At 46.6% G+C, this 24967-nt stretch carries 25 protein-coding genes; 19 read left to right on the top strand and 6 right to left on the bottom strand.

The features are described from left to right. The first annotated feature begins 14 nt into the window (after positions 1-14). The 12 genes from VP98_RS04635 (at position 15) to VP98_RS04580 (ending at position 12008) form a co-directional block, all read left to right on the top strand. Positions 15-2741: a DUF4084 domain-containing protein gene (locus tag VP98_RS04635; RefSeq protein WP_082087834.1), complete on the top strand. Its 2727-nt coding sequence runs from the start codon at positions 15-17 to the stop codon at positions 2739-2741. Beyond that, entirely contained in the window at positions 2728-3177 is a 450-nt protein-coding gene (locus VP98_RS04630; RefSeq protein ID WP_046174195.1) for a DUF2538 family protein, read from the top strand. The genes VP98_RS04635 and VP98_RS04630 overlap by 14 nt, the downstream gene beginning before the upstream one ends. Before the next feature lie 360 nt (positions 3178-3537). Beyond that, the gene (locus VP98_RS04625; RefSeq protein WP_082087833.1) at positions 3538-5250 is read left to right on the top strand and encodes a spore germination protein; all 1713 of its coding nucleotides are present in this window, start codon (positions 3538-3540) and stop codon (positions 5248-5250) included. Next, positions 5240-6466: a Ger(x)C family spore germination protein gene (locus VP98_RS04620; RefSeq protein ID WP_046174194.1), complete on the top strand. Its 1227-nt coding sequence runs from the start codon at positions 5240-5242 to the stop codon at positions 6464-6466. The genes VP98_RS04625 and VP98_RS04620 overlap by 11 nt, the downstream gene beginning before the upstream one ends. Positions 6467-6477: 11 nt before the next feature. Continuing rightward, positions 6478-7590, top strand: a complete 1113-nt coding sequence (locus tag VP98_RS04615; protein WP_046174193.1) for a GerAB/ArcD/ProY family transporter — start codon at positions 6478-6480, stop codon at positions 7588-7590. Further along, entirely contained in the window at positions 7587-7817 is a 231-nt protein-coding gene (locus VP98_RS04610; protein WP_046174192.1) for a hypothetical protein, read from the top strand. Before VP98_RS04615 ends, VP98_RS04610 begins: the two co-directional genes overlap by 4 nt. A gap of 174 nt (positions 7818-7991) precedes the next feature. Beyond that, a complete protein-coding gene (locus VP98_RS04605; protein ID WP_046174191.1) occupies positions 7992-8186 on the top strand; it encodes a hypothetical protein in 195 nt (64 codons plus the stop codon). 171 nt (positions 8187-8357) lie between these two features. Then, entirely contained in the window at positions 8358-9407 is a 1050-nt protein-coding gene (locus tag VP98_RS04600; RefSeq protein WP_046174190.1) for an oxidoreductase, read from the top strand. Continuing rightward, positions 9407-10018, top strand: coding sequence for a dienelactone hydrolase family protein (locus VP98_RS04595; protein ID WP_046174189.1), 612 nt, complete (start codon positions 9407-9409; stop codon positions 10016-10018). Before VP98_RS04600 ends, VP98_RS04595 begins: the two co-directional genes overlap by 1 nt. Further along, positions 9993-10781, top strand: coding sequence for an alpha/beta fold hydrolase (locus tag VP98_RS04590; RefSeq protein WP_046174188.1), 789 nt, complete (start codon positions 9993-9995; stop codon positions 10779-10781). Before VP98_RS04595 ends, VP98_RS04590 begins: the two co-directional genes overlap by 26 nt. Next, positions 10778-11311, top strand: a complete 534-nt coding sequence (locus tag VP98_RS04585) for a YfiT family bacillithiol transferase (protein WP_046174187.1) — start codon at positions 10778-10780, stop codon at positions 11309-11311. Before VP98_RS04590 ends, VP98_RS04585 begins: the two co-directional genes overlap by 4 nt. Positions 11312-11327: 16 nt before the next feature. Beyond that, on the top strand, positions 11328-12008 hold the full coding sequence (locus VP98_RS04580; RefSeq protein ID WP_046174186.1) for an SMI1/KNR4 family protein: 681 nt from the start codon (positions 11328-11330) through the stop codon (positions 12006-12008). Positions 12009-12121: 113 nt separating this feature from the next. Here the strand turns inward: VP98_RS04580 and VP98_RS04575 are convergent, their stop codons facing one another. Then, entirely contained in the window at positions 12122-12544 is a 423-nt protein-coding gene (locus tag VP98_RS04575) for an organic hydroperoxide resistance protein (RefSeq protein ID WP_046174185.1), read from the bottom strand. A gap of 871 nt (positions 12545-13415) precedes the next feature. Then, positions 13416-13589, bottom strand: coding sequence for a YjfB family protein (locus VP98_RS18470; RefSeq protein ID WP_082087831.1), 174 nt, complete (start codon positions 13587-13589; stop codon positions 13416-13418). A gap of 229 nt (positions 13590-13818) precedes the next feature. On the opposite strand from VP98_RS18470, the gene VP98_RS04565 reads away from it, so the two are divergent. The 4 genes from VP98_RS04565 to iadA all read left to right on the top strand — a co-directional run bounded on the left by VP98_RS04565 (position 13819) and on the right by iadA (position 17611). Next, positions 13819-15111 carry an ATP-binding protein gene (locus tag VP98_RS04565; RefSeq protein WP_046174183.1) on the top strand — a complete coding sequence of 431 codons (1293 nt, stop codon included), beginning with the start codon at positions 13819-13821 and terminating at the stop codon, positions 15109-15111. A gap of 92 nt (positions 15112-15203) precedes the next feature. Further along, positions 15204-15473 (top strand): DUF1292 domain-containing protein, encoded by a 270-nt coding sequence (locus VP98_RS04560; protein ID WP_046174182.1) that lies wholly within the window; start codon positions 15204-15206, stop codon positions 15471-15473. A gap of 295 nt (positions 15474-15768) precedes the next feature. Continuing rightward, positions 15769-16224, top strand: a complete 456-nt coding sequence (locus VP98_RS04555) for a hypothetical protein (protein ID WP_046174181.1) — start codon at positions 15769-15771, stop codon at positions 16222-16224. Positions 16225-16438: 214 nt separating this feature from the next. After that, complete coding sequence (gene iadA / locus VP98_RS04550; RefSeq protein WP_046174180.1) at positions 16439-17611, top strand: beta-aspartyl-peptidase; 1173 nt, start codon at positions 16439-16441, stop codon at positions 17609-17611. Between the two features lie 111 nt (positions 17612-17722). Here the strand turns inward: iadA and VP98_RS04545 are convergent, their stop codons facing one another. After that, positions 17723-18631, bottom strand: a complete 909-nt coding sequence (locus VP98_RS04545; protein WP_046174179.1) for a PhzF family phenazine biosynthesis protein — start codon at positions 18629-18631, stop codon at positions 17723-17725. Between the two features lie 191 nt (positions 18632-18822). Between VP98_RS04545 and VP98_RS04540 the strand changes: the two genes are divergently transcribed. Then, positions 18823-19083 (top strand): hypothetical protein, encoded by a 261-nt coding sequence (locus tag VP98_RS04540; protein ID WP_046174178.1) that lies wholly within the window; start codon positions 18823-18825, stop codon positions 19081-19083. Positions 19084-19143: 60 nt separating this feature from the next. Here the strand turns inward: VP98_RS04540 and VP98_RS04535 are convergent, their stop codons facing one another. Further along, the gene (locus VP98_RS04535; protein WP_046174177.1) at positions 19144-19728 is read right to left on the bottom strand and encodes an RsfA family transcriptional regulator; all 585 of its coding nucleotides are present in this window, start codon (positions 19726-19728) and stop codon (positions 19144-19146) included. Positions 19729-20042: 314 nt separating this feature from the next. On the opposite strand from VP98_RS04535, the gene VP98_RS04530 reads away from it, so the two are divergent. Next, positions 20043-20861 (top strand): STAS domain-containing protein, encoded by an 819-nt coding sequence (locus VP98_RS04530; protein ID WP_046174176.1) that lies wholly within the window; start codon positions 20043-20045, stop codon positions 20859-20861. Positions 20862-20893: 32 nt separating this feature from the next. Here VP98_RS04530 and VP98_RS04525 read toward each other — a convergent pair whose 3' ends face one another. Both VP98_RS04525 and VP98_RS04520 read right to left on the bottom strand, forming a co-directional pair. Continuing rightward, the gene (locus tag VP98_RS04525; RefSeq protein WP_046174175.1) at positions 20894-21766 is read right to left on the bottom strand and encodes a TIGR03943 family putative permease subunit; all 873 of its coding nucleotides are present in this window, start codon (positions 21764-21766) and stop codon (positions 20894-20896) included. Between the two features lie 15 nt (positions 21767-21781). Next, positions 21782-22786 (bottom strand): permease, encoded by a 1005-nt coding sequence (locus VP98_RS04520; RefSeq protein WP_046174174.1) that lies wholly within the window; start codon positions 22784-22786, stop codon positions 21782-21784. Between the two features lie 159 nt (positions 22787-22945). On the opposite strand from VP98_RS04520, the gene VP98_RS04515 reads away from it, so the two are divergent. Next, on the top strand, positions 22946-24919 hold the full coding sequence (locus VP98_RS04515; RefSeq protein ID WP_046174173.1) for an ArnT family glycosyltransferase: 1974 nt from the start codon (positions 22946-22948) through the stop codon (positions 24917-24919). Positions 24920-24967: the final 48 nt, after the last annotated feature.

Raw genomic sequence — 24967 nt, 5'->3', positions numbered from 1 at the left:
GGGGGTTGTGACTAATGGATTATAAAAAAACAAACCTTTTTTGGATGTTCTTTATAATCATCTTTATTGCTTCATACTACATATGGATTATGGTGTGGAAAGGCGAAACGGAAGTGCTCACCTGGGGAGGGAATTTTTTCTCTCTTTTGGGAAGTTTAATCGGGGCGGTATGGCTCGGTGCCGCCTTTAAACGAAGCCGCCGGCCGGACATGTTTTTCTGGCTGTTTTTGTTTCTCGGCAGCTTCAGCTATTTTCTAGCAGAGCTGCTGTGGATGTATTATGAAAGTATTTTGGGGAAAGAAACGCCTTTTCCCGGATCGCCGGATTTATTTTATATTTTACAGATGGTATTTTTTCTGGCAGCTTTTGTTTCCAGGATAAAAAAACAAAAAAAACAGCTTGAGCTGGCCCGGTTTCTTTTCGACATGACCATCATGATGACGGTGGCTTTTACGTTCAGCTGGCAGTATATTATCCGGCCCATTATGCTGCAGCCGGATAGCACCCATTTCGCTTTAGGTATTTCACTGGCTTATCCGGTTGGGGACCTGGCTCTTTTAGTGAGCGCGCTCAGTATTTATTTCAGCCGGCGGGAAACGCTGCAGCCGAATATCGCTTTTTTTATTTTTGCCGGCTTAATCGTCCAAATTTCTGCTGATACGATTTTTTTGTATTTCGTTTCTATTGACCAGTATTTCTCCGGAAGCCTTGTAGATCCGCTTTTTATTCTTGGCCTTTTGCTTGTTGGCTTTGCGGGCATTCTTCAAAAAACGGAGCCAGCAGACAGCAGGGAAGCCCGGGCAGAAAAGCCAGTGGTTCCAAAAACAGATTTTCTTCGCCTTTCACTGCCTTACATAAATGTGGCTGTTCTGTTTGTTTTTATGATTGTCAGATCACATGAACTGGATGCGGTAACGATTGGATGTGCGGTTTCTATTATTCTCGTGATGATCAGGCAGGTGTTTATGATTCTGGAAAACCGGCGGCTGCTTGATACGCTGTCTCAAAAAGCGGAGGAGCTGGAGATTAGTAAAGAGCGCTATAAATCTCTTTTTGAGTATCATCCGGATGCCGTTTACTCGCTTGATTTGGAAGGAAACTTTGAAAGTGTCAATACGGCCGGGGCGGCTCTTTTAGGCTATGAGCAAAAAGAGCTCGCAGGAATGCCTTTATCTTCTCTGGCGGCTTCTATTCCTGAACACAGCCCGAAAACAGGGCGGGATTATCTATCGAAACTAACGGAAGCCAGGTCACAAAGCTATGAACTCTCATTCTGCAATAAAATGGGCGAGTTTTATCATATGAATGTGACGAATATACCGATTATCGTGAAAAATAAAATGGTCGGCATTTTCGGGATCGGCAAGGATATAACAGAAAATAAGAAAAATGAAGAACAAATTAAATATCTCGCTTACCGTGATTCATTAACCGGCCTGTTTAACCGGGCCCGCTTTGAAAAAGAACTGGCGCAAACGGCGGCAGCCGCAGAACAGGCGAATGAAGCGTTTGCGGTTTTCTTCATTGACCTTGACCGTTTTAAAAACATCAATGACACCCTCGGCCATGATATAGGTGACCAGCTGCTCAAAGCGGTTGCGGACCGGCTAAAAAACTGCGTCAGGGACAAAGACATCGTCGCGCGCCAGGGCGGAGATGAATTTACGCTGCTTATTAAAGGCCTTTCAGGCAGGGAAGAGGCGGAGCAGGCGGCCGGGACCATTCTCGATTCTTTGCATAAGCCATATCATATAAAAGGCCACGAAATTGCGAGCACACCAAGCATTGGGGCTGCCTTTTATGATGGAAACGGCACAGCACCGGACAGCATGCTGAAAAAAGCGGATCTTGCCATGTACCAGGTAAAAGAAAACGGCAAGGGGCATTACCGGTTTTATAGTGAAACCGGTCAGCATTTTTTGAAAAAAACGCTGATCGAAAAAGATCTTGGCCAGGCTCTACAAAAGCAGGAGCTGTTTCTTCATTATCAGCCGCAGATTGATGTGGAAAGGGGAGAAATTATCGGCCTTGAAGCGCTGCTGCGCTGGAATCACCCTTCTTTGGGAGTGGTTTTTCCCGGTGATTTTGTGCCGCTGGCGGAAGAAACCGGCTTGATTCTGCCGATTGGAAACTGGGTGCTTTATGAAGCCTGCAGACAGGTGAAAAAGTGGAATGATGAAGGCCATCGGGTGAAGGTAGCGGTCAATTTATCACCATATCAGCTCTATCAGGAAAACCTGGTTGATACTGTCGCGGAAATATTGAAAGAAACAAACGCAGAGCCTCACTTCATTGAACTGGAGATTACCGAGACAACGGCATTAAATCAATTGAATGATGTGATTTTCAAATTACAGGCGTTAAAGCAGCTTGGAATTACGATCTCTATTGATGATTTTGGCACAGGCTATTCCTCTCTGTCCTATCTGGCGGGCTATCCGGTCGACCGCGTAAAAATTGCCCGGGAGTTTATCAGCAAAATCGGCAGCAGCAAAGCGGGCCAGACTGTCCTGACGTCGATTGTCCATCTGGCCCGGAACCTCGATTTGCATGTAATTGCCGAAGGAGTTGAAAGTGAAAGCCAGGCTTCTGTTTTAAAGGAAGTAAACTGCCGGGAAATGCAGGGCTATCTTTTCGGAAAGCCGGTATCCGCTGCGGAAATCGATCAGCAGTTTAAAAAACAGAAGAAAAGCGGCTGCGCTCATTTACATGAAGCGGCCGGAGCAGATGGGACTGAATAGGGAAAAGTGTGGGTATATTGGAAAGAAGCGGACGATCGAACAGCAAACACTGAAAAAGGAGCGGTGCCCGCCTATGTATTTTGTTGATGACCAGCATGAAGTGAACTACACGATCACAAAGCTTCAGTGGCAGGACGCCAAAACGGACCCGGAATATGCGGCGGCCTGCTACATTTTGGCTGTACCAATTATTTTTGAAAAAATCGTGGATGAACTGGAAACGCACGGCAGCCCGGTTGACTGGATTCTTGACTGGGAAGAAGAAGCTGCCGCTTATGACCTGTGCGGTGCCGCTGTCGAACTCGGAAAGCTCGCCCTGCATTTATGGAACGGCTGCACACAGTTTCATTTGCTCCAATGCCTGCAGAGCCTGCAGGGCCATCATTACGATGTGGTGAAAACCGCAATGGATGTAAGGATGGGAAAAGGGATATAAAAACATCCAGGCTCGTTTTTTGTAAAGGGTTAAATAGTATAAACCTATTCATATTAAGCGTGTTCCGAATTGCAGGCGGTATGCCTCATTCAAAAAGCAGATACAAAGCTAACAGGTATTTGTCCGAGAAAGCGCTTCAGGCAATAGAAAAATGATTGTCACTGACTGCTAAAAAGAAGGCCGTCTTAGCCCAAAAACAGAATATCTTTTTAACAGTTCTGTTTTTCAGCACTTTGAAGCATCTTCCCCGGAAGGTGCTTTTTTTATTTTCTTCTGTTAGGACCGGCGCATTTGCAGGAGAATAAGAATATTTCTTTCGGACATAATGAGTTCAACATACAAGGAAAGGTAAAAGGTGCTATGGCTTCCTTCTTTAAACGAAGAAAAAAATCAATACAAATTTCCAAAAATGAAGAACCAGGTTCCGGGCAGGAGAAGAAAAAAGAAGAAACCGGCCCGATGCAGGCAGGAAAAAGTGAAGAATCCAGTGCAGGGAAAAGCGGAGAAGCCAGCCAAAAGCAGCCTGACGCTCTGTATACGTCTCTTGCAGCCAATCTTGATAAAATTAAGCGGAAAACAGGGAACAGTCCAGACGTTGTGATCCGGCCAATAAAGGTTGGAGGCGCACAGGCTGAACTGGAAACAGCGGTTGTTTATGTAAAAGGGCTTGTGGATGACCAGTCGATTCATGATTTTCTAATTGAATCCCTGATGAATAATGCAGAGCTGCAAAAAGAGCTTTCTCCGGAAAAAGCAATGAAAACGATCAAGGACGATGTTGTCGCAATTGGCGGCATTAAATCTGTGAAAAAGTGGGATGATTTGTTTGCCGATTTAATGTCGGGAAATGCGCTCATCCTTATTGATGGCTCCGAGGAGGCTTTAATGGCCAGCACACAGGGAGGCCAGCGGCGCAGCGTGCAGGAGCCGACGACCAATGTGGCCATCCGCGGCTCCAAGGAGTCATTCACTGAGTCGCTGGAAACAAACCAGGCGATGGTGCGGCGCATTATCAACAACCCTGATCTCTGGGTCGAATCAATGAATCTCGGCAAAATGACGAAAACGAGTGTCTCCATTATGTATATAAATGGAATTGCCAAAAAGGAAATTGTCGATGAGGTGCGGACACGGTTAAAACAAATTGACATTGACAGCATTTTGGAGTCCGGCTATATCGAACAGCTGATTGAAGACCAGACGATGACGACCTTCCCTACGGTTTATCATACCGAACGGCCGGATGCTGTTGCCGGCAACCTGCTGGAGGGAAGAGTGGCGGTTTTTGTGAACGGCACGCCGTTTGTACTGCTTGCGCCTGCTGTGTTTATTCAATTTTTCCAGTCGGTGGAAGATTATTATGCCCGTTTTGATATCTCAACAGCCATCCGCTTTTTGCGTGTGCTTATTTTTTTCATCTCGCTTGTGGGGCCTGCCGTTTACATTGCGGCGACAACCTTCCACCAGGAAATGATTCCGACGGCACTGGCCATTATTGTGGCGGCCCAGCGTGAATCCTCGCCGTTCCCCGCTTTTGTGGAGGCCATTATTATGGAAGTCACCTTTGAGATTCTGCGGGAGGCGGGGCTGCGGCTGCCGAAAGCCATCGGCGCGACCGTTTCGATTGTCGGCGGTCTCGTCGTCGGTCAGGCAGCCGTGCAGGCGGGAATTGTGTCTCCGGCCATGCTTATTGTCGTTGCGATCACTGCGATTGCAAGCTTTGCGACTCCATCCTACGCTATTGCAATCTCGGCCCGTCTGATCCGGTTTTTATTTATGGTCAGTGCAGCTATGTTCGGGTTTTATGGTCTGATACTGGCATTGATTATGCTAATTGTTCATTTGTGCAGCCTGCGTTCATTCGGCATACCGTATATGAGCCCGCTGGCGCCGGTTATTCCGTCGGAACTGGGAGATACAATTGTCAGAAAACCGCTCTGGGCTTTCGGGAAACGGCCGCAGCTGATCGCTGCTGAAAACCGCACACGGGAAGGGAAAAACCAAAAACCGAAGCCCCCTGAATCCCGGGGCATGAAACATTACACGAGAAAAGAGGAGAAAGATGAAACGTAAATGGATTCTTTTTTCGACTATGATGATCAGTATGGCATTTTTATCAGGATGCTGGAGCAAAAAAGAACTGTCGGAGCTGGCCCTGATTTCCGCTGTGGGAATTGACCGGGATGAAGACGGAAACTATATGAAAGCCATTCAAATTATCAATCCGGGAAATGTCTCAAGCGGCCTTCAGGGCGGCGGAGGAGGACAGGCGCCGGGTGTGACCGTCATAACAGCGGAGGGGAAATCGATTGTAGATGTACACATAAATGCTTCCGCGGAAATATCCCGGCAGCTGTATCATCCTCATGCCAATTTAATTGTAATCGGGGAGGACCTGGCCAGAGAGCAGCCGTTGAATACGCTGCTGGACTCATTTGACCGCAATGCAGAATTTCGAAACACCGCCCAGCTTGTTATTGCAAAAAAAAGTCCCGCAGCAGACCTCATCAAAGTATTGTCACCCGTCGAAAAATTACCTTCGGAAAAAATATACAAAACGTTAGACGTGACCGAGAAAATGAGAGGAGAAAATATAACCGTCAGCCTTCAGGATTTTATTAAAACCAGTGCGTCTCCCGGCATTGAACCGGTGCTCAGCAGCTTTACTCTTGAAGGAGATGTGAAAGAAGGGAAAAAGCAGGAGAACATACAGCAGTCTCAGCCGGAAACGATCGTAAAAGCGGACGGCCTGGCCATTTTTAAAGAAGACAAATTAGTCGATTTTTATTCAGGGAATATGGCCAGAGGAGTGGTGTGGATACTGGACCGGGTGAAACAAACCGACGTCCTTCTGGATTGGAAAAAAAACAAAGACGCTATTACCTACAGTGTTATCCGCCAGAGCACATCCGTTTCGGCAGATACATCAAAAGACCTTCCGGAGATTACTGTTAATGTAAAAGCCGAAGGGATGATTCGGGAAACAGAAGCGCCTGTAAAACTGGATGATCCGAATGTGATCCATGAACTTGAAAAAACGGCTGAAAAAGAAATTAAAGAGCAGCTGGAGCGGACTGTTAAACAAACTCAAAATAAGAAAACGGATATTTTCGGATTTGGGCAAACGGTTTATCGCAAAGATGCTGATAAATGGAAAAAGCTGCGAAACAACTGGAATGACGATTACTTTCCGAATCTGAAAGTAAAGGTAAACGTTGACGCATTTATACGTCGGACCGGCTTGCGGACAGCGCCAAATCTTTCAGAAATAAAAGAGAAATATGAATAGGAGGGAATGCCGTGGAAAAAGCCAGGATTAGCGCTTTTCAGCTGTTTATTCTCATTGTCCTGTTCGAACTGGGCAGTGCCATGATCGTGCCTCTTGCCATTGAAGCGAAACAGGGGGCATGGCTGGCGATTTTAATCGGGGCAGCGGGGGGCTGCGGGATTTTTTTGATTTATTACGCTCTATTCCGGTATTATCCGGATGAATCTCCTGTTCACTTTGTCCGGCATATTATCGGGAGTGTGCCGGGGAAAATCGTCGCTTTTCTGTATATTCTTTATTTTCTGTATCTCTCGGCGCGAGTAGTGAGAGACTTTGGAGAAATGCTGATAACGATTGCGTATGTCGAAACACCTTTATTCGTATTAAATCTGCTGATGGTTCTGCTGGCTGTGTACACCATCCGTAAAGGAATTGAAGTGCTGGCGCGGACAGGAGAGCTGCTTTTTATTGTGCTGGCTTTTCTTTTTCTCAGCGCCTTTTTGCTTATTGCGGCAGGAGGGACGCTGGACTATGGGAATTTAAAGCCTGTTATGGGTGAAGGGCTGGCGCCTATCGTGAAAACGGCTTTTACCCAGACCATCTATTTTCCCTTCGGCGAGATTTTCGCTTTTATGATGATCATGCCGTATGTAACAGATCCGAAAAAAGTGAAACGGACCGGCCTGCTGGCGATTACTGCAAGCGGCTTTGTCCTGGCCAGTATTATGGCCGCTAATACAGGCGTGCTCGGAGTAGAACTGGTGAACCGATCTCTTTTTCCGCTGCTTGCAACCATTCAGTCGATTGAGCTGGCGGATTTTCTTGAGCGGCTGGACGTCTATTTCATGCTTGCAGCGATCATCGGCGGATTCGTTAAAATCACGCTGTTTCTTTATGTTTCGGTCGCCGCTGCTGCCGATTTATTTAAAGTGAAAAAGCCAAGCCAGCTTGCGTATCCGCTTGGAGTGGTAGTCCTGCTTTTATCTATCATGATCGCAGGGAGCCTTCCGGAACATATTCAAGAAGGAATTAAGCTCGTTCCTTTGTATCTGCATCTTCCTTTTCAAGTGATTCTGCCGGCTCTTGTTCTTCTGGTGGCTTTTGTCAGACATAAAGGAAGAGGAAAAGAAGGTGAAGCGAAGTGAAGGTAATCGGAATTTCATTCGTTCTGCTGCTTGCGTTAATGGGGGTGGCCGCTGCGCTTGATTTTTTTGGAGGAAGCCCGGATTTAAACGCATCAATCAGGAACATTTTCAATCCTTTTTTAGTGATGGAAACAATAGAAATGGTTATCTTTATCTTCATCGTTCTTTGTGTGTTTATTCCGCCGGTTCGCCAATTTTTTCAAAAGCGGAACAAAAGCAAACAATAAAATTTTAAAAAACATGTTTATCCTGTTTTACTTGAGGGTAAAAAAGTAAAACCTGCCGCAGAACCAGGCAGGCAAGCAGCTGTTTATTCAGCGTTGTATGTTTTGTCGGATTTTCTTTCATTCTTTCAGTAGGTTGCCTTTAGATAAAACTGAACCAAGAGGAGGAAAAAAGCAATGACTTCGTTACACGAACTTCATACCGGTGCAGCAGCAGACGTCCAAGCGATGCATATCCTTACGAAAATGGCAGCAGAAGATGACGCAGTCTATATCCTGGCCCGTGAACGTGACGTAACGAAATACACAGCCGACAAATCCGATGATGAAAAATTAAAAGACCGATATATGATGCTCAGCAGCTTGTTTTAAATAAACATACACGCCTATCCTTCCATAGGACAAGGGAATGCCCGGATTCGTCCGGGCATTCCCTTTTGTTTTTACAAGAGCAGGCCAGCTTATTCTTCAGGCTGTTACACCTGTACATAAATCTGATAAAGTTACATTTATACAATAAAAAAATAAACTGGAGGTTTTGGCGTGAAATTAACAATCGGATTTATCGGCTTCGGAAAAAGCACAACCCGGTATCATCTTCCTTATGTTTTCATCCGCGACCATTTAACAGTGAAAACCATTTTCAACCGGAAACGAAAGCCTGAACTGGAAAAAAACTATACAGAAGCAGCGATTCAGTTTACAGACGAGCTGGATGAAATTTTATCAGATCCCGATATTCAGCTTGTTTCCATCTGTACGCCCCCCGACACTCATTACAGCTATGCGAAGCAGTGCCTGGAGCATGGAAAACATGTCCTGGTGGAAAAGCCGTTTTGTTCATTAAGAGAAGAAGCAGAAGAGCTGCTGATGCTGGCAAAGGAAAAAAACCTTGCCATTATGCCGTTTCAAAACCGCCGTTTTGATGGCGACTTTTTGGCTGTCAAGGAAGTGATCGAAAAAGGATACCTGGGTGAGATTGTCGAAATCGAATCCCATTTTGATTATTTCCGGCCGGAAGCAGACCCGGCTCCAGGCGCTTACTATAACGGAGCTTTTTACGGACTGGGCGTTCACACGCTTGACCAGATAATTTCATTATTTGGCCGCCCCCGCTATGTGGCGTACGATATCCGCTCTGTCCGCCGCAAAGAAAACCCGGATGATACGTTTGAAGCGCAGCTTTTTTATGAAAATATGAAAGCGATCGTTAAAACAAGCCATTTAGTGAAAATGGACTATCCGAAGTTTATTGTTCACGGAAAAAAAGGCAGCTTCATTAAATATGGCATCGACCAGCAGGAAGCCTGCCTGAAAGCAGGCATTATGCCCGAAGTGGAAGGCTTTGGCCAGGACCTGGAACGGGCGTACGGACAGGCTGTTTATATCGACTCGAACGGCGAAGAACAGAAAAAAACGATTCCAACTCCTCAAGGGGACTATGGAAAGGTCTATGATAATTTACATGCTGTTATCCTCGGAGATGAAGAAAAGCTGGTCAGCGACGAAGAGCTGTTAACGAACATGGAAATATTAGAGCGGGGCTTTGAGAAAGCAGGCCCGCATGTTGTCGAACTGGAAAAACAGTCTTGATGAAAGAGAAAACCGCTGTGATTGTTCTTCACGAAATCTACGGGGTTAATTCACATATGAAGCATATGTGCCAGAAGCTGGTGGACAAGCAGCTGGAAGTCCTGTGTCCCAGCCTGATTGGAGAAGAGCGGGTCTTTTCGTATGAACAGCAAAAGGAAGCGTATGCCTATTTTACGGAAAGAATCGGCTTTGCCCGGGCGGCGTTCCACGTAAAGCAGCTGATTGCCCGATTGAAAAAAGAATACAAAGCCATTTTTCTGGTCGGGTTCAGCGCAGGCGCCACTGTTGCCTGGCTTTGCAGTGAAGAAAAAGGCCTGGGCGGCATTGTCGGCTATTACGGCTCCCGCATTCGGGATTATCTGCAGGTTTCGCCGTCCTGCCCTGTTCTGCTTTTTTTTCCGGAAACCGAGCTTTCTTTTCATGTAGAGGATGTACTGAATTCAATGAAGAAGCCGGGCATCCGCACAGTGCAGTGGCCTGCCCGGCATGGCTTCAGTGATCCATTTTCTGTTCATTATAATCATACAGCGGCAGAAGGAGCTTTTCGGGAAGCCATTGAATGGATAAAGGGAGAGAGAGTAAACGGTGAAGTATACAGAGCATGGAAATAAGGAAGGCCCGCTGCTCGTTTTTTTAAACGGCGGCGGAACAGGCGGCTGGATGTGGGAAAAGCAGCTTAGTTATTTTGCTGATTATCATTGCCTCGTGCCGGCTCTGGTTGAAAATGAACCGCCCTTTTCCATTGACAATGCCGCTGAACAAATTATTGAGCTGATTGAGCGGAAAGCGGCAGATAAAGAGATCATTGTGATCGGTTTTTCACTGGGCGCCCAAACAGCTGTCTCGATTCTTGGCAAAAGGCCGGACCTGATTGACTGCGCCATGATTAACAGCGCGTTAGTCAGGCCGATTCCTTTTTCACGAACTCTTCAACTGATCATGAAACTGTCGCTGCCGTTGCTTAAAAACAGGACATTTTCCCGTATACAGGCAAAATCAATGTACATTGATCCGGACCATTTTCATACGTACTACGAGGAAAGCCTGCAGTTATCGAAGGAAACATACATGAATATGCTGAAAGAAAATATGGCCTGCCGTATACCAGACTTCTTTCCAGAGGCACGCGGGCGTATACTGGTAACGGCCGGCGGAAAAGAAAAAAAGATGATGAAGCAATCGGTGCGGGCGCTTGTTGAAAGCAGCCCAAACTGTACAGGCTGTGTAATTCCTCATATTGGCCATGGTTTTCCGATGGCCGACCCGGCTTTATTCAATGAAACAGCCCAGAGCTGGATTCGTTATGGAAAGGTGCCTGAACATGCAGGCATTTTATATGAACCCGATTTGATAAACAGGAGGCAGGCAAAATGAACGAACAATTTCCAATTGGCTTGTTTAACTGGACAGGCCCGATTACGAAGCAGGAAACGGATCAATGGATTCAAGAAATCAGGGAACTGCCTGCACAGCTGCGCAGGACAGCGGCACCGCTCACCGATGAACAGCTCGATACGCCTTACCGAAGCGGCGGCTGGACGGTACGGCAGGTTGTGCATCATCTGGCTGACAGCCATATGAATGCTTACATTCGTTTTAAGCTGGCGCTGACCGAAGAAACGCCTATGATTAAGCCATATGAGGAAGGAGCCTGGGCAAAGCTACCGGACAGCCGGATGCCGGTGGAGACCTCCCTTGCTTTGCTTGAGCCGCTGCATGAGCGGTGGACCTGGCTTTTATCCGGCCTGACGGAAGAGGAATTGGAAAAGGTTTTTATTCATCCTGACTCCGGCCGCGTGACTGTCGGTGAAAATATCGGCATGTATGCCTGGCATGGCCGTCACCATCTGGCTCATATTACCGCGCTGTGTGACCGGAAGGGATGGAAGCAGGGAACGAAATGAGGAGGACTTTCTGAAAATGGATAACCGATATAAAGTATATAAATCTGTTCCAGGTATCGAACAATTTCTCGATGCCTATAAAGAAGTTTCGTTTGGGGCTCTCTGGGCGGAATATGATGCTTTTTTGAAAAAAACGTTTGGCGGGCTTTGTACACCGCTGCTGCCTGGAAACGAGACAGAACAGGTTTTATCCGTTTTTCGTTTCTATGAAGCGGAACCTATTGAAGATTTTCTTTTTCTTTACACGCTTTGTAACGGCAACGATGAAGAAGCGTGGCTCGAAGGGGTTGAACAGGAAGGAGCAGCTTATGGCCATATTGGCGGTAATCCATTAATAAATTTGAGCGAAATGATGCGCGAGGTAAAAAATGCCGGGCGCAATGTGGAAGGCCGGTATCCCATTCAATCGGTTCCGGAAGGATTTGTGAAAAACAATGAAATGCTGTCCAATAAAATTCCGATTCACCATGACGGCGGCGGAAACTTTATCGCCATTGATTTAGATCCTGATACAAAAGGGCAGTACGGGCAGATTGTAGAAGTCGACCATGAATACGACGAGCGCGTGGTTCTTGCCGCAAGCTTAAAAGAATACATCACCATTTTGTATTACTTTGTGAAAGAACTCGGCGTTATTGACAACGGGGAAGGGTTTGAAGGGGAAAGGCCGCTGTCTTCCTATGTGGTGCGGAGATAAGAGAATTAAAGATACGAATCAATAAGAGCGAAAAAGGGAACAGGCTGTGCCCGTCCCCTTTTTTCGCTGTATTTCATTCATGATGCAGCCGTCAGCATGGTTCAAAGTACGGCTTATACCACTTTTAAATTTACTTCGATATTTCCTCTTGTTGCTTTGGAATACGGGCATACCTGGTGGGCTGCTTCTACAAGTTCCTGTGCGGTTTCTTTGTCTACCCCTTCTATTTCCACTTCAAGCTCGGCGGCAATTTTAAAGCCGTCGTCCGCTTCGTCATTTAAAATAGATACACTTGCCGTAACGGCTGTTGAAGAAACATCTTTAATTCCTTTTTTGCGGATAACAAGATTTAACGCTCCATCAAAGCAGGCGGAATAGCCGGCGGCGAATAGCTGCTCCGGGTTTGTTCCATGGCCGCCCTGGCCGCCAAGTCCTTCAGGAGTTTTTAAATCCAAATCCAGTACATTGTCAGAAGAAACGACCCGGCCCTGTCTTCCGCCTACCGCTGTTGCATTAGCTGTGTATAATACTGCCATTTTACATTCCTCATTTCTTTTAAGATTTTTTAACAGGTTTCAGTTGTGTCAGTAACCCGAAAAGCGGTTCTGTACCGCTGAACAAAGAAAACGCGAGTACATACGACTCAAAAACGTTTCTTTTTCTATTAACTCCGCCGTTGATTACTTTTCCCTTCTATTGGAAAAGTAAACGTCAAATACTATATGGATATCTTCTGCACGGCTCTCTTTTTTCAACAGTCTGAAACATGCATTTGCACGTATGTTTCAGACTGTCGACAAACTATAGAAGTTGAATGAAGCCGTTTACTGTCCTGTAAGAATTCTTTTAAAAAGCGGCATAGTGGGCTGCGGGCTGGCGGCTTCGCTTTCCGTCAGGGCGAACGCTGAACCAGTCACCGCTTCGTGCTGCCTGTTTCAGGCTGTCCGCTCGTCCTGGGGGAGTTCTTCGCCGCCAGCCCTCCGCCCGTTCCATTTCAAGAAAAACAGTTATACATGAATAATAGGGCTCTTTTCCTTTGGAATGCAGAAGAAAAATAAATCCTGCTGTTTTCCTCCCCGCCAGGGCGGCAGGCGCGGGGCGTAGACTTCAATGGGACAAGCAGGCAGATAAGACCGGCAGAGCCGCGGAGCGGGGAAGACGGGCTTATCGCCTGCCCCATGGAACGCGGAGCCACGCGAATGCCGCCATTTCTTTCCTGGACCAAGCGCTGTTCTTCTGCACTTTTTAAAAAGGAGTTGTCATACCGCTTGTTTCGCTGCATAAATGACCGATTTGGGAATTTTTTGTCCGGAGTTCTTTAAAAACGGAGGTAAAGGCTCCTGGCAAGTTTGTTTTTCGATAAAAAGAAAACATGCATTCCATAAGGCTTGAATGCATGTTTTTCTTTTACCCTTTTACATCAATTGATTTTCCGAGCGTCGGGTGCGGGGCCTGCAGCATCTGCACCATTTGATTGGCATTTTGCTGGGCCATGTCCATTGTTTTTTTCGTCAATGCAATGCTGACGCTCTGGCTGAGAGAAGCCTGTGTCATGCCCACTGATAAAGCTGCGATATCCAAAAAATCACCTCCTCTTTTTTTATCGGCACCCCCTTCGAAAAGTATAAGGGATTGTCCGTCCGACGTTTTTTGAAAGCAGCTTTGTCAATATTTGTCGAATGAAAAAAATAGGTTTTTTGTTCTTTATGTAGCAATATATAAATATATGTTACGTTTTGTGCCATAATAAAAGATTTTTATAGAGGCATTGGGGCGGCTTTGACTTTGACCGAAAAAGAGGAGGGTTCCGATGAAAAAAACAGGACAAATGGCTTTAATCAGTGTATCCATATTATTTACTGTGATCGAATCAATTTTTTCTGATGAACGGTTTACAGAAGGAATAGGTGATTTTTTTATAGCGACTTTTATTGCCTGGTTTGTGGGCTGGCAGTACGACAAATTAAAATATGACCAGCTGCGGAGAAAGCGCAGTGAAGCAAATTACAAGCAGTTAATCGAGATGCTTCCCGAGTCGGTCATTATTCACCGGAACAATGTGATCTTATATGTAAACAAAGCAGCCGAAGCGATGCTGGGGGCCCGGAGAAAAGAGGAGCTCGAGGGGCGTTCGCTGCTGGAATTCATGGATGACGGCTACAGGAAGCAGGCCGCCGGCCACAGCCAAAAAGTCAGTCAAGAATCAATTTTCCTGCTGAATGCTGTGTACAGGCTGACATGCCTGAATTTACGAACGATTTTCTTTGAATTTTCTTCCCTGAACATTGTGTTTGAGGGCCAGGATGCTATTCTTTATATCGGGAAAGATATTACGGATAAACGAGAGCAGACGCAGTCTCTTCTGCAGAAGTCGGAAAAGCTGGCGGTGGTTGGCCAGCTGGCGGCCGGAATCGCACATGAAATCCGCAACCCGCTTACATCCATTAAAGGGTTTATTCAGATTGTACAGGCAGATATCGAGCATCGTGATCATAAAGAATTTTTAGGGATTGTGCTGGGGGAGCTGGAGCGGATTAATGCCATTGTTGGAGAGTTTCTCGTTCTTGCCAAGCCCAATGTGGTGAAATTCAGCCGGGTACATATAAAGCCGCTGCTTGATGATGTTGTATCCCTGATCAGCTCACAGGCGATTATGGATAATGTCCAGATTACGGTTGCCTGCACAGATGATATACCGGATATTATTTGCGAAGAAAACCAGCTCAAGCAGGTTTTTGTCAATATTTTAAAAAATGCGATTGAAGCAATGCCTGATGGCGGGCTGATTCAAGTGGAAATAAAAAAGAATTCGGATAAAAATGTGGCTCTCTCGTTTATCGACCAGGGAGTCGGCATTCCCGAAGACCGGATTCCGACTCTTGGCGAACCTTTTTACACGACGAAAGAAAAAGGAACAGGCCTCGGGCTGATGACCTGCCTGAAAATTATTGAAAATCACAAAGGAAGCTTTAATATTTCCAGCAGGGTAGGAGAAGGCACTACTATTGATATTGTTCTGCCGGCCGCCGCCCCGAATCTTCTCAAAAGAGACAAGAAGGCAGCATGGAGCTTAAAGGAAGATAGTACATTGGGCAGTTTTTAATCCTTTCTTTTGGAAAGGGAAAATAAAAAAGCAAAAATAGGGTAAAGTATCGAAGGAAATAGTTTCACACACTACTGAGAGGGGCAGATAAAATGGAAAAAGTGGAAACGGGCGACATTCTTACACTAGTGGATGAAAATGACCAGGAGCAGGAAATCGAAGTGCTTGGCACGCTTAAAATGGACGGAACAGAATACATGGCGGTCGCTTTTACGGATGAGCTGGAGGAAGACACAGATGAAGAAGTCAATGTTTTCTTTTTAAAAGGCGAAGACCCTGAACAGCTGTCAATAATTGACGATGATGATGAGTTTGAAAAAGTATCAACTGCATTTCAAAATGCTGAAGAGCAGGGAGAATAAGCCGCCTGCTGCTTCATAGCGAAGCTAATCACAAATGACATGTCTATACTCTCAAGCCTCTATTTCGGCAGAGGCTTCAAGCTGTTGACAAACGCTTGCTTTCGGCGTCACTTGCCGGCTGTGAATGCTCATGACCCAAAAGGTCACTCCGCTTCCCGGCCGGCTGCGTTCCTGGAAAGCCAAACGTTTTCAATCAGCCTGCTTTCTAACTTTGTCTGCACTCTCAAGTCTCTATTTCGGTAGAGGCTTTCCTTTTTTATTAAGACGATAATAAAAAGAAAGGAGCTGGCGATTGGTGAGGGACTTGGTAAAAACACGAAAAAGCCAGGTGCGGTACTCCGAAAAGTTACACAACGGCCAATCAGTGCATGTGTATTTCTGGCGTGAAAAGGAATTTGTCTCTGACCGGGTTGTTTACGTATGGAACGCGGCCGCGATCATTACGGATTCCCGGAGAAAAGCGAACAAATGGAAAAATCGAAGTCCAAAAGGAGTGAAAGAAAAAGCGACAGGAAAAGGCGGGCTTGAAGGGCTGAGAAAAGCACTTCACATCATCCTGGATTTCCGCCTTCGCTTAAAACCCAATGAATATTTATTTGTTGTGTTTGACGATGAAAAAAGAAAAAATGCGTACCGCTGGCTCGAGCGGTACGGATTTATGGAATTTCATAAAAATGGGAAGCTCGTTGCATACGGCACGTTTAATCCATTGTACAGCCAGTGGGCGCAGGAAGAGCAGCGTGAACAATAAAACAGCCCTGCCAGCTGCTTGAAAAAATGAAGGTAAGGTACAAGTTTTTGATCACTATGTAATTCTTTTAAAAAAACAGCATGTAAAACCACTTATTCAGCTTATCTAAACAATTTCGTTTATCCGCAGCCCGGCACCTTTTATGATAGAAGGTGTTTTTTTTTCTGAGAATGAATATGTATAAAGAAAATAAGATTCATAAGGAGGAGCCGGATTGCTTACAGTGGTGAAAAATGGGGAAGTGTACGCACCTTCATACAAGGGGAGAAAGGATCTTTTGCTTGCGGGAGGAAAGATTATTGATATCAGAAGCGAGCTGGACCTTTCGGCAGCGGGGCTGGCTGTACAGGAAATTGATGCAGAAGGCAGACTTGTTGTACCGGGCTTTATCGATGCCCATGTTCATTTAATTGGCGGCGGCGGAGAGGGCGGCTTTAAAACCCGGACACCTGAGCTTTCGCTGACTGATGCCACAATGGCGGGAATCACGACGGCTGTCGGAGTGCTGGGCACCGATGGGACAACCCGGAGGATGGAAAGCCTGCTCGCTAAAGCAAATGCACTTGAGGAAGAAGGGCTGACCTGTTATATTCACACGGGCTCTTACCAGATACCCGTCAAAACACTGACCGGCTCCATTGAAAGCGATCTGATTTTTATCGATAAAATTATTGGTGTCGGGGAAATTGCCATTTCTGACCACCGTTCTTCCCAGCCGACATTTCACGAATTGGCTAAAACAGCGGCGGCTGCACGAAATGGCGGAATGTTATCAGGAAAAGCGGGCCTGCTCGAAATTCATGTCGGTGACAGCCCGGACAAGCTTCAGCTGCTCGAACAAATGGTAACCCGGACAGATCTGCCCATTCACCATTTTCACCCCACCCATATAAACCGGAATGCGGAGCTTTTTCACGCTGGCATTGAATATGCTTTAAAAGGGGGATATGTGGATTTTACGACAAGCGCGGCTGGCGCGTATGGAAAAAGAGGGAAAGTCAAAAGCAGTGAAGCGCTCCGTTTAATGCTTGAGGAAAAAGTGCCGGTTTCAAACATTACCTTTTCCTCCGATGGACAGGCAAGCCTGCCGAGCTTTCATCCAAACGGAGAGTATGCAGGCCTCCAAGTAGGAAACGTGATGTCTTTATATGAAGAAGTAAAGGACGCTGTCCAGCTTGAAGGCATTCCTTTAGAAACAGCTCTTCGCGTAATTACCTCTAATCCGGCCAAAATACTGAAACTGCATGCCAAAGGAGGAATTGAAAAAGGGAAGGATGCTGATCTAGTCCTGCTTGAAAAAGACAGTCTGGAAATCCACAGCGTGCTGGCCAGAGGGCGCGTCATGGTCGAAAACAAGCGGCCCATCGTAAAAGGAACCTTCGCTTAAATCAGCACCGCCGGCAGACTGCAGCCCCTGACACTGTTTTTAAAAGAAAACAGCCCGTTTTCAGCCCATAAAAAAAGACCTTATACCGGTAAGGTCTTTTTTGCTGAAAATTTAAGCCGGAGAGTTTAGTTTTTCTTCTTCCAGGAAAATATCAAAATCTTTCACGTAAACAGCCGTGCCGGTAATTTCAATATCATAGCTGTTTTCTTTTTTGATCACATCAACCATGACCCGTCCATCTTTCCCCATTTCCTGTCCCTGTTCCACGGTAAGATGCAAGGAGCCCTTAAACGGATTGTGTATATAATCCGCATAGTACGCACCCATTACACCAGCGGCTGTTCCGGTCACGGCATCTTCTGTTGTGCCGGAAAAAGGAGAGGAAAAGTGCCGCGCATGCATATGCGCATGCAGGTCATACGTTTCCAGGCAAAAAGAGTGGATGGATGACGCCGGCTTCTCTTTTAAAACAGCAGGAAACCGAACATTGTCTGGCTTCATATTTGGAAAAGCATCAAGCTTTTTAATCGGTACAAGCAGGGTCCAGGTGCCGGTGCTTCCATATAAAATGGGCAGGCGCGGATCAATATCCTCTTCCGTCAGTCCAATAGAAGCGGCCAGGCCGGCTGTTGAACCTTTAAATGCTTCAAACCGGGGGGCTGCCTGCTGCATAGTGATAAACCGTTCATCTTTAACCTTGACTGATAAAATGCCTGCCTTTGTTTCAATCGTAATGTCCGTTTTCGTTCCCAGGCAGCCGTTTCTTTTTAACGCATAAACAGCGGCAATGGTCGCATGCCCGCAAAGGTTTATTTCATGGCCGGGAGTAAAATAACGGATTTTGAAGTCAGCCGCCTCCGATTTAAGCGGAAAAGCTGTTTCATTAAAACCGACTTTCAAGGCAATTTCCTGCATTTCTTCTTCTGTTAAATCATCCGCATGAAAAACAATTCCTGCCGGGTTTCCTTTGCCGGCTGTCTGGCTGAACGCATCATAATGCTGAACGGTTATTGATTTCATTCGCCCGTTTCCCCCTGAAAATTGAAATGCTTACTTTTCCATATTAAACCGGTAAAGATGGATAAACAATTATTTTGCGTAAACAGCTGCAAAAAACAGTTGGTAAGAATTTAGGATAAAAAAGTTTCTTTGAAGTGATCTTTTGCTATAATGAAAAATTGATTGTATAAAAGAAAAGAGGATCATCAACTATGAGAAACAACCATCTGAAGCCGGTCTACCGCCTGCAGCATTCGTTCTTGGATTCTGTAATAAAAGAGGGGCTTATTATTACGTCCAATGAACAGAGCGGAAAATTCAAATTTCTTGTTCCCCCTGTGCTGAAGCGGGCTAAAGCAGGCGGCCACGGATCTGTGCAAACACTCACACAGCAAAACCTCATCGTCAACCTGCTCATTGATACGAGCACTCTTTCCGCTGAACAAACGAATCAGGGAATGAACAGGGAGTAACTGATTTCTTTCGAAATGCCCTCCACCAATAAAAAAAGCGGAAACGGCCGTTAACAACCGTTATTCCGCCACTTTTTCCAAATTTCCGTTTCGCTCCATTTTAAACTTTACCGGGGCAGGGGATTCTTCTGAAAAAACAACCAGCTTGCGGGCGCGTTCCATGATTTGCATAAGAGATTCATAATCCTCCTGCATGGAGGTGTAGCTTTCTTTCAGCTCCAGAAGTTCTTTTTTTACGGCTTCAAGCTCCTGCTTCAGCCGGTTATTTTCCTCCTGCACTGAATCTGCATTGCTCGAGGGAGCAATGGCTGTTAAATAATGAATAACATCCGACATGGTAATCGAGCTCTCCTGGCCTTCTGTATGGAAAGAAGGCGCCTGCTGCCCGGCTGTTTGTTTAACAGGCTTATTTTTCATGCGCATAAGCTGTTTTCTTTCTTTTTTAGCTGTTTCCATTGCTTCAATATAGTGCTGGCGGACAACGGCATTCCAGCGAAACCCGCATGCGGCTGCGGTGCGGTTGACCATGTCTGCGGCTTCCTCAAATGCTTTCAGCTGGGTGCTTCCCTCTCTTACATGCTTTAAAACCGTATTGGCGAGCAGGAGATCGTGCTCTTTTGACCAGGCATCCTGACGAATATTCACTCTATTTCACTCCATTCCATTTAAACAAATAGTAAATTTTAAAAAATGCGGACGATAGATACAAAGAGTCTTTCCGCTTTGTTGTTAGTTTATTCACTTCTATATCAATTTATTCTTTTAAAACCGGCTTAAACTGCAAATGATTTTTTCATTCAAGCAGGAAGCCGGCACGAGCTGAAGCGATAAAAGGTTTCCGCCGCTTTCTTTCCTGATTTTCAGTAAATTTTTAGCGGAGAAGCGATTAGAAGATTGATTGAAAGAGCACATTATAGGTTATAATAAGTAAATTAACAGAAAAAAAAGGAGAAGGGTCGATGAGTGGATTTTTGCGTTTCTCTGCCTATCTAAATGAGCATGTGGATTTCCTGGCCGGAGAGGTAGTGGAAGGTGTCCTGCGGAAGCTGAACCTGGAAATCCCCGAGTGGGAAAAGGAACAGGCATTTACCATGTATGTGGAGTTTCTGCGTTTTATCGCGGATTCACTTGTACAGGAAAATAAAGAAGGGGTACCTGACTTCTTTATTGAATGGAGCAAAAAAAACGCGGCCATGCAGGCTGCTGGAAATGGCAGAATATCAGAAATAGCCGTTCGGTATCCGCCGACTAGAGAAGTGTTTGCCGAGATACTGGAAGAAATCAGCATCAAACACGGCTTGTCCATAGAAGAAAATACAATGGTTAACAGGCGGATTAATCTGCTGCTTGATATCAGCTTAAACGAAACGATCATCGCATTTGAACAGCTTTTTGAGGAACGGACAGAAGCAACCCGCAAAGAACTGGCAGCGTTGTCAGCACCGGTTATCCCTGTGAAAGACGGAATTGTGGTTCTTCCTCTCGTTGGCATGATTGACCGCTACCGTGCTGATTATATTATTGAGCAGGTTGTACCGAAAATAGCCGAAATGGATGTTAATTATGTGATTGCCGACTTCTCGGGCATTTATACCATTACGGCCGAGACGGCTGAATATCTTCATCAGATTGGAAGCATGCTCAAATTAATGGGGATCCAGGTTCTGACAACCGGCCTGCGACCTGAACTGGCGCAGATTATGGTGAGCAGCCAAATTGATCTCGCGGCTCTTCATACCTTTGCCAATGTAAAAAAAGCGCTTGAAAGCTTAAAGTAACAGAGCCGGCCAGTTTTCTGGACCGGCTTTCTTTACAGGAGTTTTACATAAACCGGGTACACATAAGGGTCATCCGGTTCCTCAATGACCTCCCACGATGTCACCTTCAAAAGCGGCATCTCTGTCCCGTCGTATTGCGTAAGCTCAATGGTGCCTTCTATTTCAAGCCACATATCCTGTTCCACAAGAGCTGCTTCGTCAAATTCCGTCAAAAATCCAATGCTGCCTGCATCAGCAACGCAGTGGGTAATTAAAAAACGCGTTAAAGCCAGCTGATCCGGCCGGAAGCCGTCTTCCTTATATACAAACCCTGACATCCTCACAGTACGGCCGGCATAGTTTTGCGGCTCCGTGCTGATCTCTCTGTAATAAGGCTCGAATACCTCGTTTTCCATATGAATCAATGAATCCTGCTCGAGCCGGCTCATATGCCTCTCGAATTCAGACTGCTTCATTTCTTTGCGGCTGGCAGCAATGCCCGCGTGGTCGTAAAGAGCCGAATCGGTTTCCTGCGTGGAGGAATCCGCTGTCTGCGCTGTGAAAACCATTCCTTTTTTCGCAGCCATGGAAGCGCCCAGTGTTTGCGGAGGAAGGAAAAACCCCGTTAGCAGCGGGAAAACAAGAATCGAGTAGGACAGTACTTTTTTGCCGGGCTGGCCGGCATGATCATGATCGCAGCCGCAGGTATGAGAGCAGGTATGCGCTGATTTTGGTTTTTTTCCGGCGATCCGAAAAAGCTGGACAAGCAAAAGGAAAAGAAACAGATAAGCTGCTGTTTTGCTGAGGAGAATATATTCCGGGTTGATGTATTTTGTAATTTCCCCGTTTCCATGAAGGCGGAGCAGAAAAAGCGCAAAAGCTGCCAGAATAACTGCCCGGAAGGCCTGCTGAACATGAATGACCACTTTTTTCTCCTCCTTTTACAGCCAGGCGAGAACGCCGGCACATGCAAAAACAGTTATCGTGATCAAGAAAATCAGGATAACAACAAACCGCAGGCGAAACACACTGAGGAGCATCATCGTATTTTTTAAGTCAATCATCGGCCCGTAAATTAAAAAAGCAAGGATAGAAGAAGCCGGGAACAGGTGGCGGAAAGAAGCGCCGATAAACGCATCTGCTTCCGAGCAAAGAGACAGTACATACGCCAGCGCCATCATGACGAGAGTGGAGGATGCCCAGCCTTCGCCGATCTGCAAAAGCGACTGCGCTGCTACATACGTTTGTACAAAGGCGGCAAAAAACGCGCCCAGGATCAAATATTTTCCCATATCAAAAAATTCATCAATTGAATGGGTAAGCATGTCCCGCACCCGGGTCCAAAAAGGGGCCTTCCCGTTTGCAGCAGAAAGCGGAGGATGACTGGCTTCTTCCTTCAGCTGGCTTCGTTTAAAAAACAGGCTGGTGAGCAGCGCCACGGCCAATGCAGCTATAAAGCCGGCTCCCATTCGCAGTCCGGCCATTTTTGCATCATGTCCGAAAGCCATGTACGTGGAAAAAATAACAATCGGATTAATGAGCGGTCCCGTCAGCAGAAAACCGACACCCGCGTAAATCGGCACGCCTTTTGCCACAAGCCGGCGGACAATCGGCACAATGCCGCATTCACAGGCCGGAAAACAGGCGCCGGCCACACAGCTTACCAAAACAGCGGCAAACCGGTTTTTCGGCATCCATTTCTCTACATGCTCCTCCGTAACAAAGATCTGGATGCAGCCGGCAATGAGCACACCTGCCAGCACGAAAGGGACGGCTTCAATCAAAATGCTTAAAAAAACGGTATTCAGCTGCAAAAAAGAAGGCGGCAGAAGCGAGACAGGGTCCCGTATGCCGGAAAGGTCTTTCAGAAAAAGAAAGTAGAAGATGGCCAGGATAAACAAAAGCCAGGTAATATTCAACAAATGGGCTCGGATGGAATGATTCATCTGTTTCTCCTTTTCTGCTGTTTTTCAATTCGGCCGGTTTAACATATAAGTATGAGAGTTAAAAAAGAATTATTACGATTTAAAAAACCGGCTGAGCTTTTCATCGTACTTTCACCATTGTCTTTTAAACTAAACGAAAAAAAGAGAAGGAGCAGTGAGATGAAACGGATGAAAATGGATGGAGTGCTGCTTTGTATTCTGCTGGCAGCCCTTTTTTTAAATGGCTTTAACATCTGGCAGGACGATGCGGCAAACCAGTATTATCTGGCAGCGGTCAAAAGCATGACACAGAGCTTTCATAATTTCTTTTATGCGTCATTTGATCCGTCGGGGTTCGTGTCGGTCGATAAGCCGCCGCTTGCTTTATGGATTCAAACGATTTTCGCTCTTGTATTTGGCGTTCATACATGGAGCGTAATTCTGCCGCAGGTGCTTGCAGGTGCCGGGTCGGTATGGCTTCTTTATAGTATGATCAAGCCGGCATTTGGGAGAGGAGCGGCACGGGCCGCGGCTCTTGTCATGGCTTTGACGCCGATTGCAGCAGCCGTCAGCCGGACGAATAATATTGACAGCCTGCTTGTGTTTACCCTGCTTGCCGGGACATGGTGCTTAATGAAAGCAGTAAATCAAAATAAAATGGGCTGGCTGCTGGCAGCGTTTGGCTTAGTCGGTCTTGCTTTTAATATGAAAATGCTCCAGGCCTTTATGGCAGCCCCTGCTTTTTTTGTGTTTTATTTTATCGCAGCAGGCGGGAGCTGGAAGCGAAAGCTTATTTCGCTTTCTCTGGCATCTGCCGTGCTGGCAGGTGTCTCGCTTTCATGGGCGCTTGCCGTGGACAGCATCTCGCCAGAAAGCCGGCCGTATGTGGGAAGCAGCCAGACCAATTCCGTGCTGGAGCTGGCGTTTGGCTATAATGGAACGGAACGGCTGCTCGGCCAGGAAACCGGTCTGGCCAATGCGGGAGGAGGCGGCCGGCCGGATGGAGCAGCGGGTGCCGGCAATCAGCGGGACGGAGCAGGAATGCGGCGGCCTCCAGACGATGACGGGGCCTTTATGGATGGAAATGGCGGCAGGCAGGGTGCGCCTGGCGGAGGAATGCCGGGCGGCGGACAAAGCATGAATATGTATGGAACGGGTGAGGCCGGGCCGCTTCGGCTGTTTCAGTCAGCCCTGTCCGGCCAGATCAGCTGGATGCTTCCATTTGCGCTGTTTGGCCTGCTTGGCATGGCGGTCCGCTCGTTCCGCAGCCGCCGTGAGCACCTTCAAATAAAAGAAATGCAGGAAACTCTTTTTTGGACAGCCTGGCTTGTCCCGGCAGCCGCTTTTTTCAGTGTCGCCGGCTTTTTTCATCATTACTATTTAATTATGCTCGCTCCGCCGATTGCGGCACTGTCCGGCATTGGCTGGTATGCGCTGAATGATTTGTTTAAACAGCAGAAGGACTGGACGGGCTGGCTGCTGCCGGCTGCTGTGCTTGCCGCCTCGATGTTTCAAGTGTATATTCTCAGTTCGTACACCGAACAAATCGGCATCGGCTGGCTGTATGGCATAGGACTTTTAGGTGCCGGCTTTGCTTTCGCGCTTGTAATAAGCCGAGGCAGATCGTTTCATAAGCAGCTTGCTGTTATGGGCATCTGTGTGCTGCTGCTCGCGCCGGCATACTGGTCGGCAACACCGCTTCTTTATGGCGGAAACAGCGTGCTGCCGGAAGCCGGTCCGCAGCTGCAGACAGAAAGCGGGGGAGGTATGTTCAGCTCCGAAGTAGATGAAGGCCTGCTTGCTTATTTAAAGGAGAACAATACAGGAGAAGAATTTTTATTTGCGACGCTGACAACCGTTACCGCTGCTCCTTATATTATAGAAGCCGGTGAATCCGTTATGGCGCTTGGCGGCTTTAACGGAACAGATCCGATTTTATCCGTCAGCGGGCTTCAGGCGCTTGTGGAAGAAGGAAAAGTAAAATATTTTCTGCTGAGCGGAAATAACTCTGGAAACAGCGAGCTTGTTTCATGGATTGAAGAAAACGGAACGAAAATCCCTTCAGATGAATACAGCGGTTTCGAAGCGGATACGGCTCTACAGGATCTGAACGGTATGCGGGGAGGAAGCAGTATTCTTTATCGAATCGACTGAACGTTTTGGCAAAACGCAGAGCGGGTAATGGGTATATAAATGCTGATA

This window comes from Domibacillus indicus (assembly GCF_000970685.1).
Classification (GTDB): Bacteria; Bacillota; Bacilli; order Bacillales; family Domibacillaceae; genus Domibacillus; species Domibacillus indicus.
This window is presented reverse-complemented; position numbering and strand designations above follow the sequence as displayed.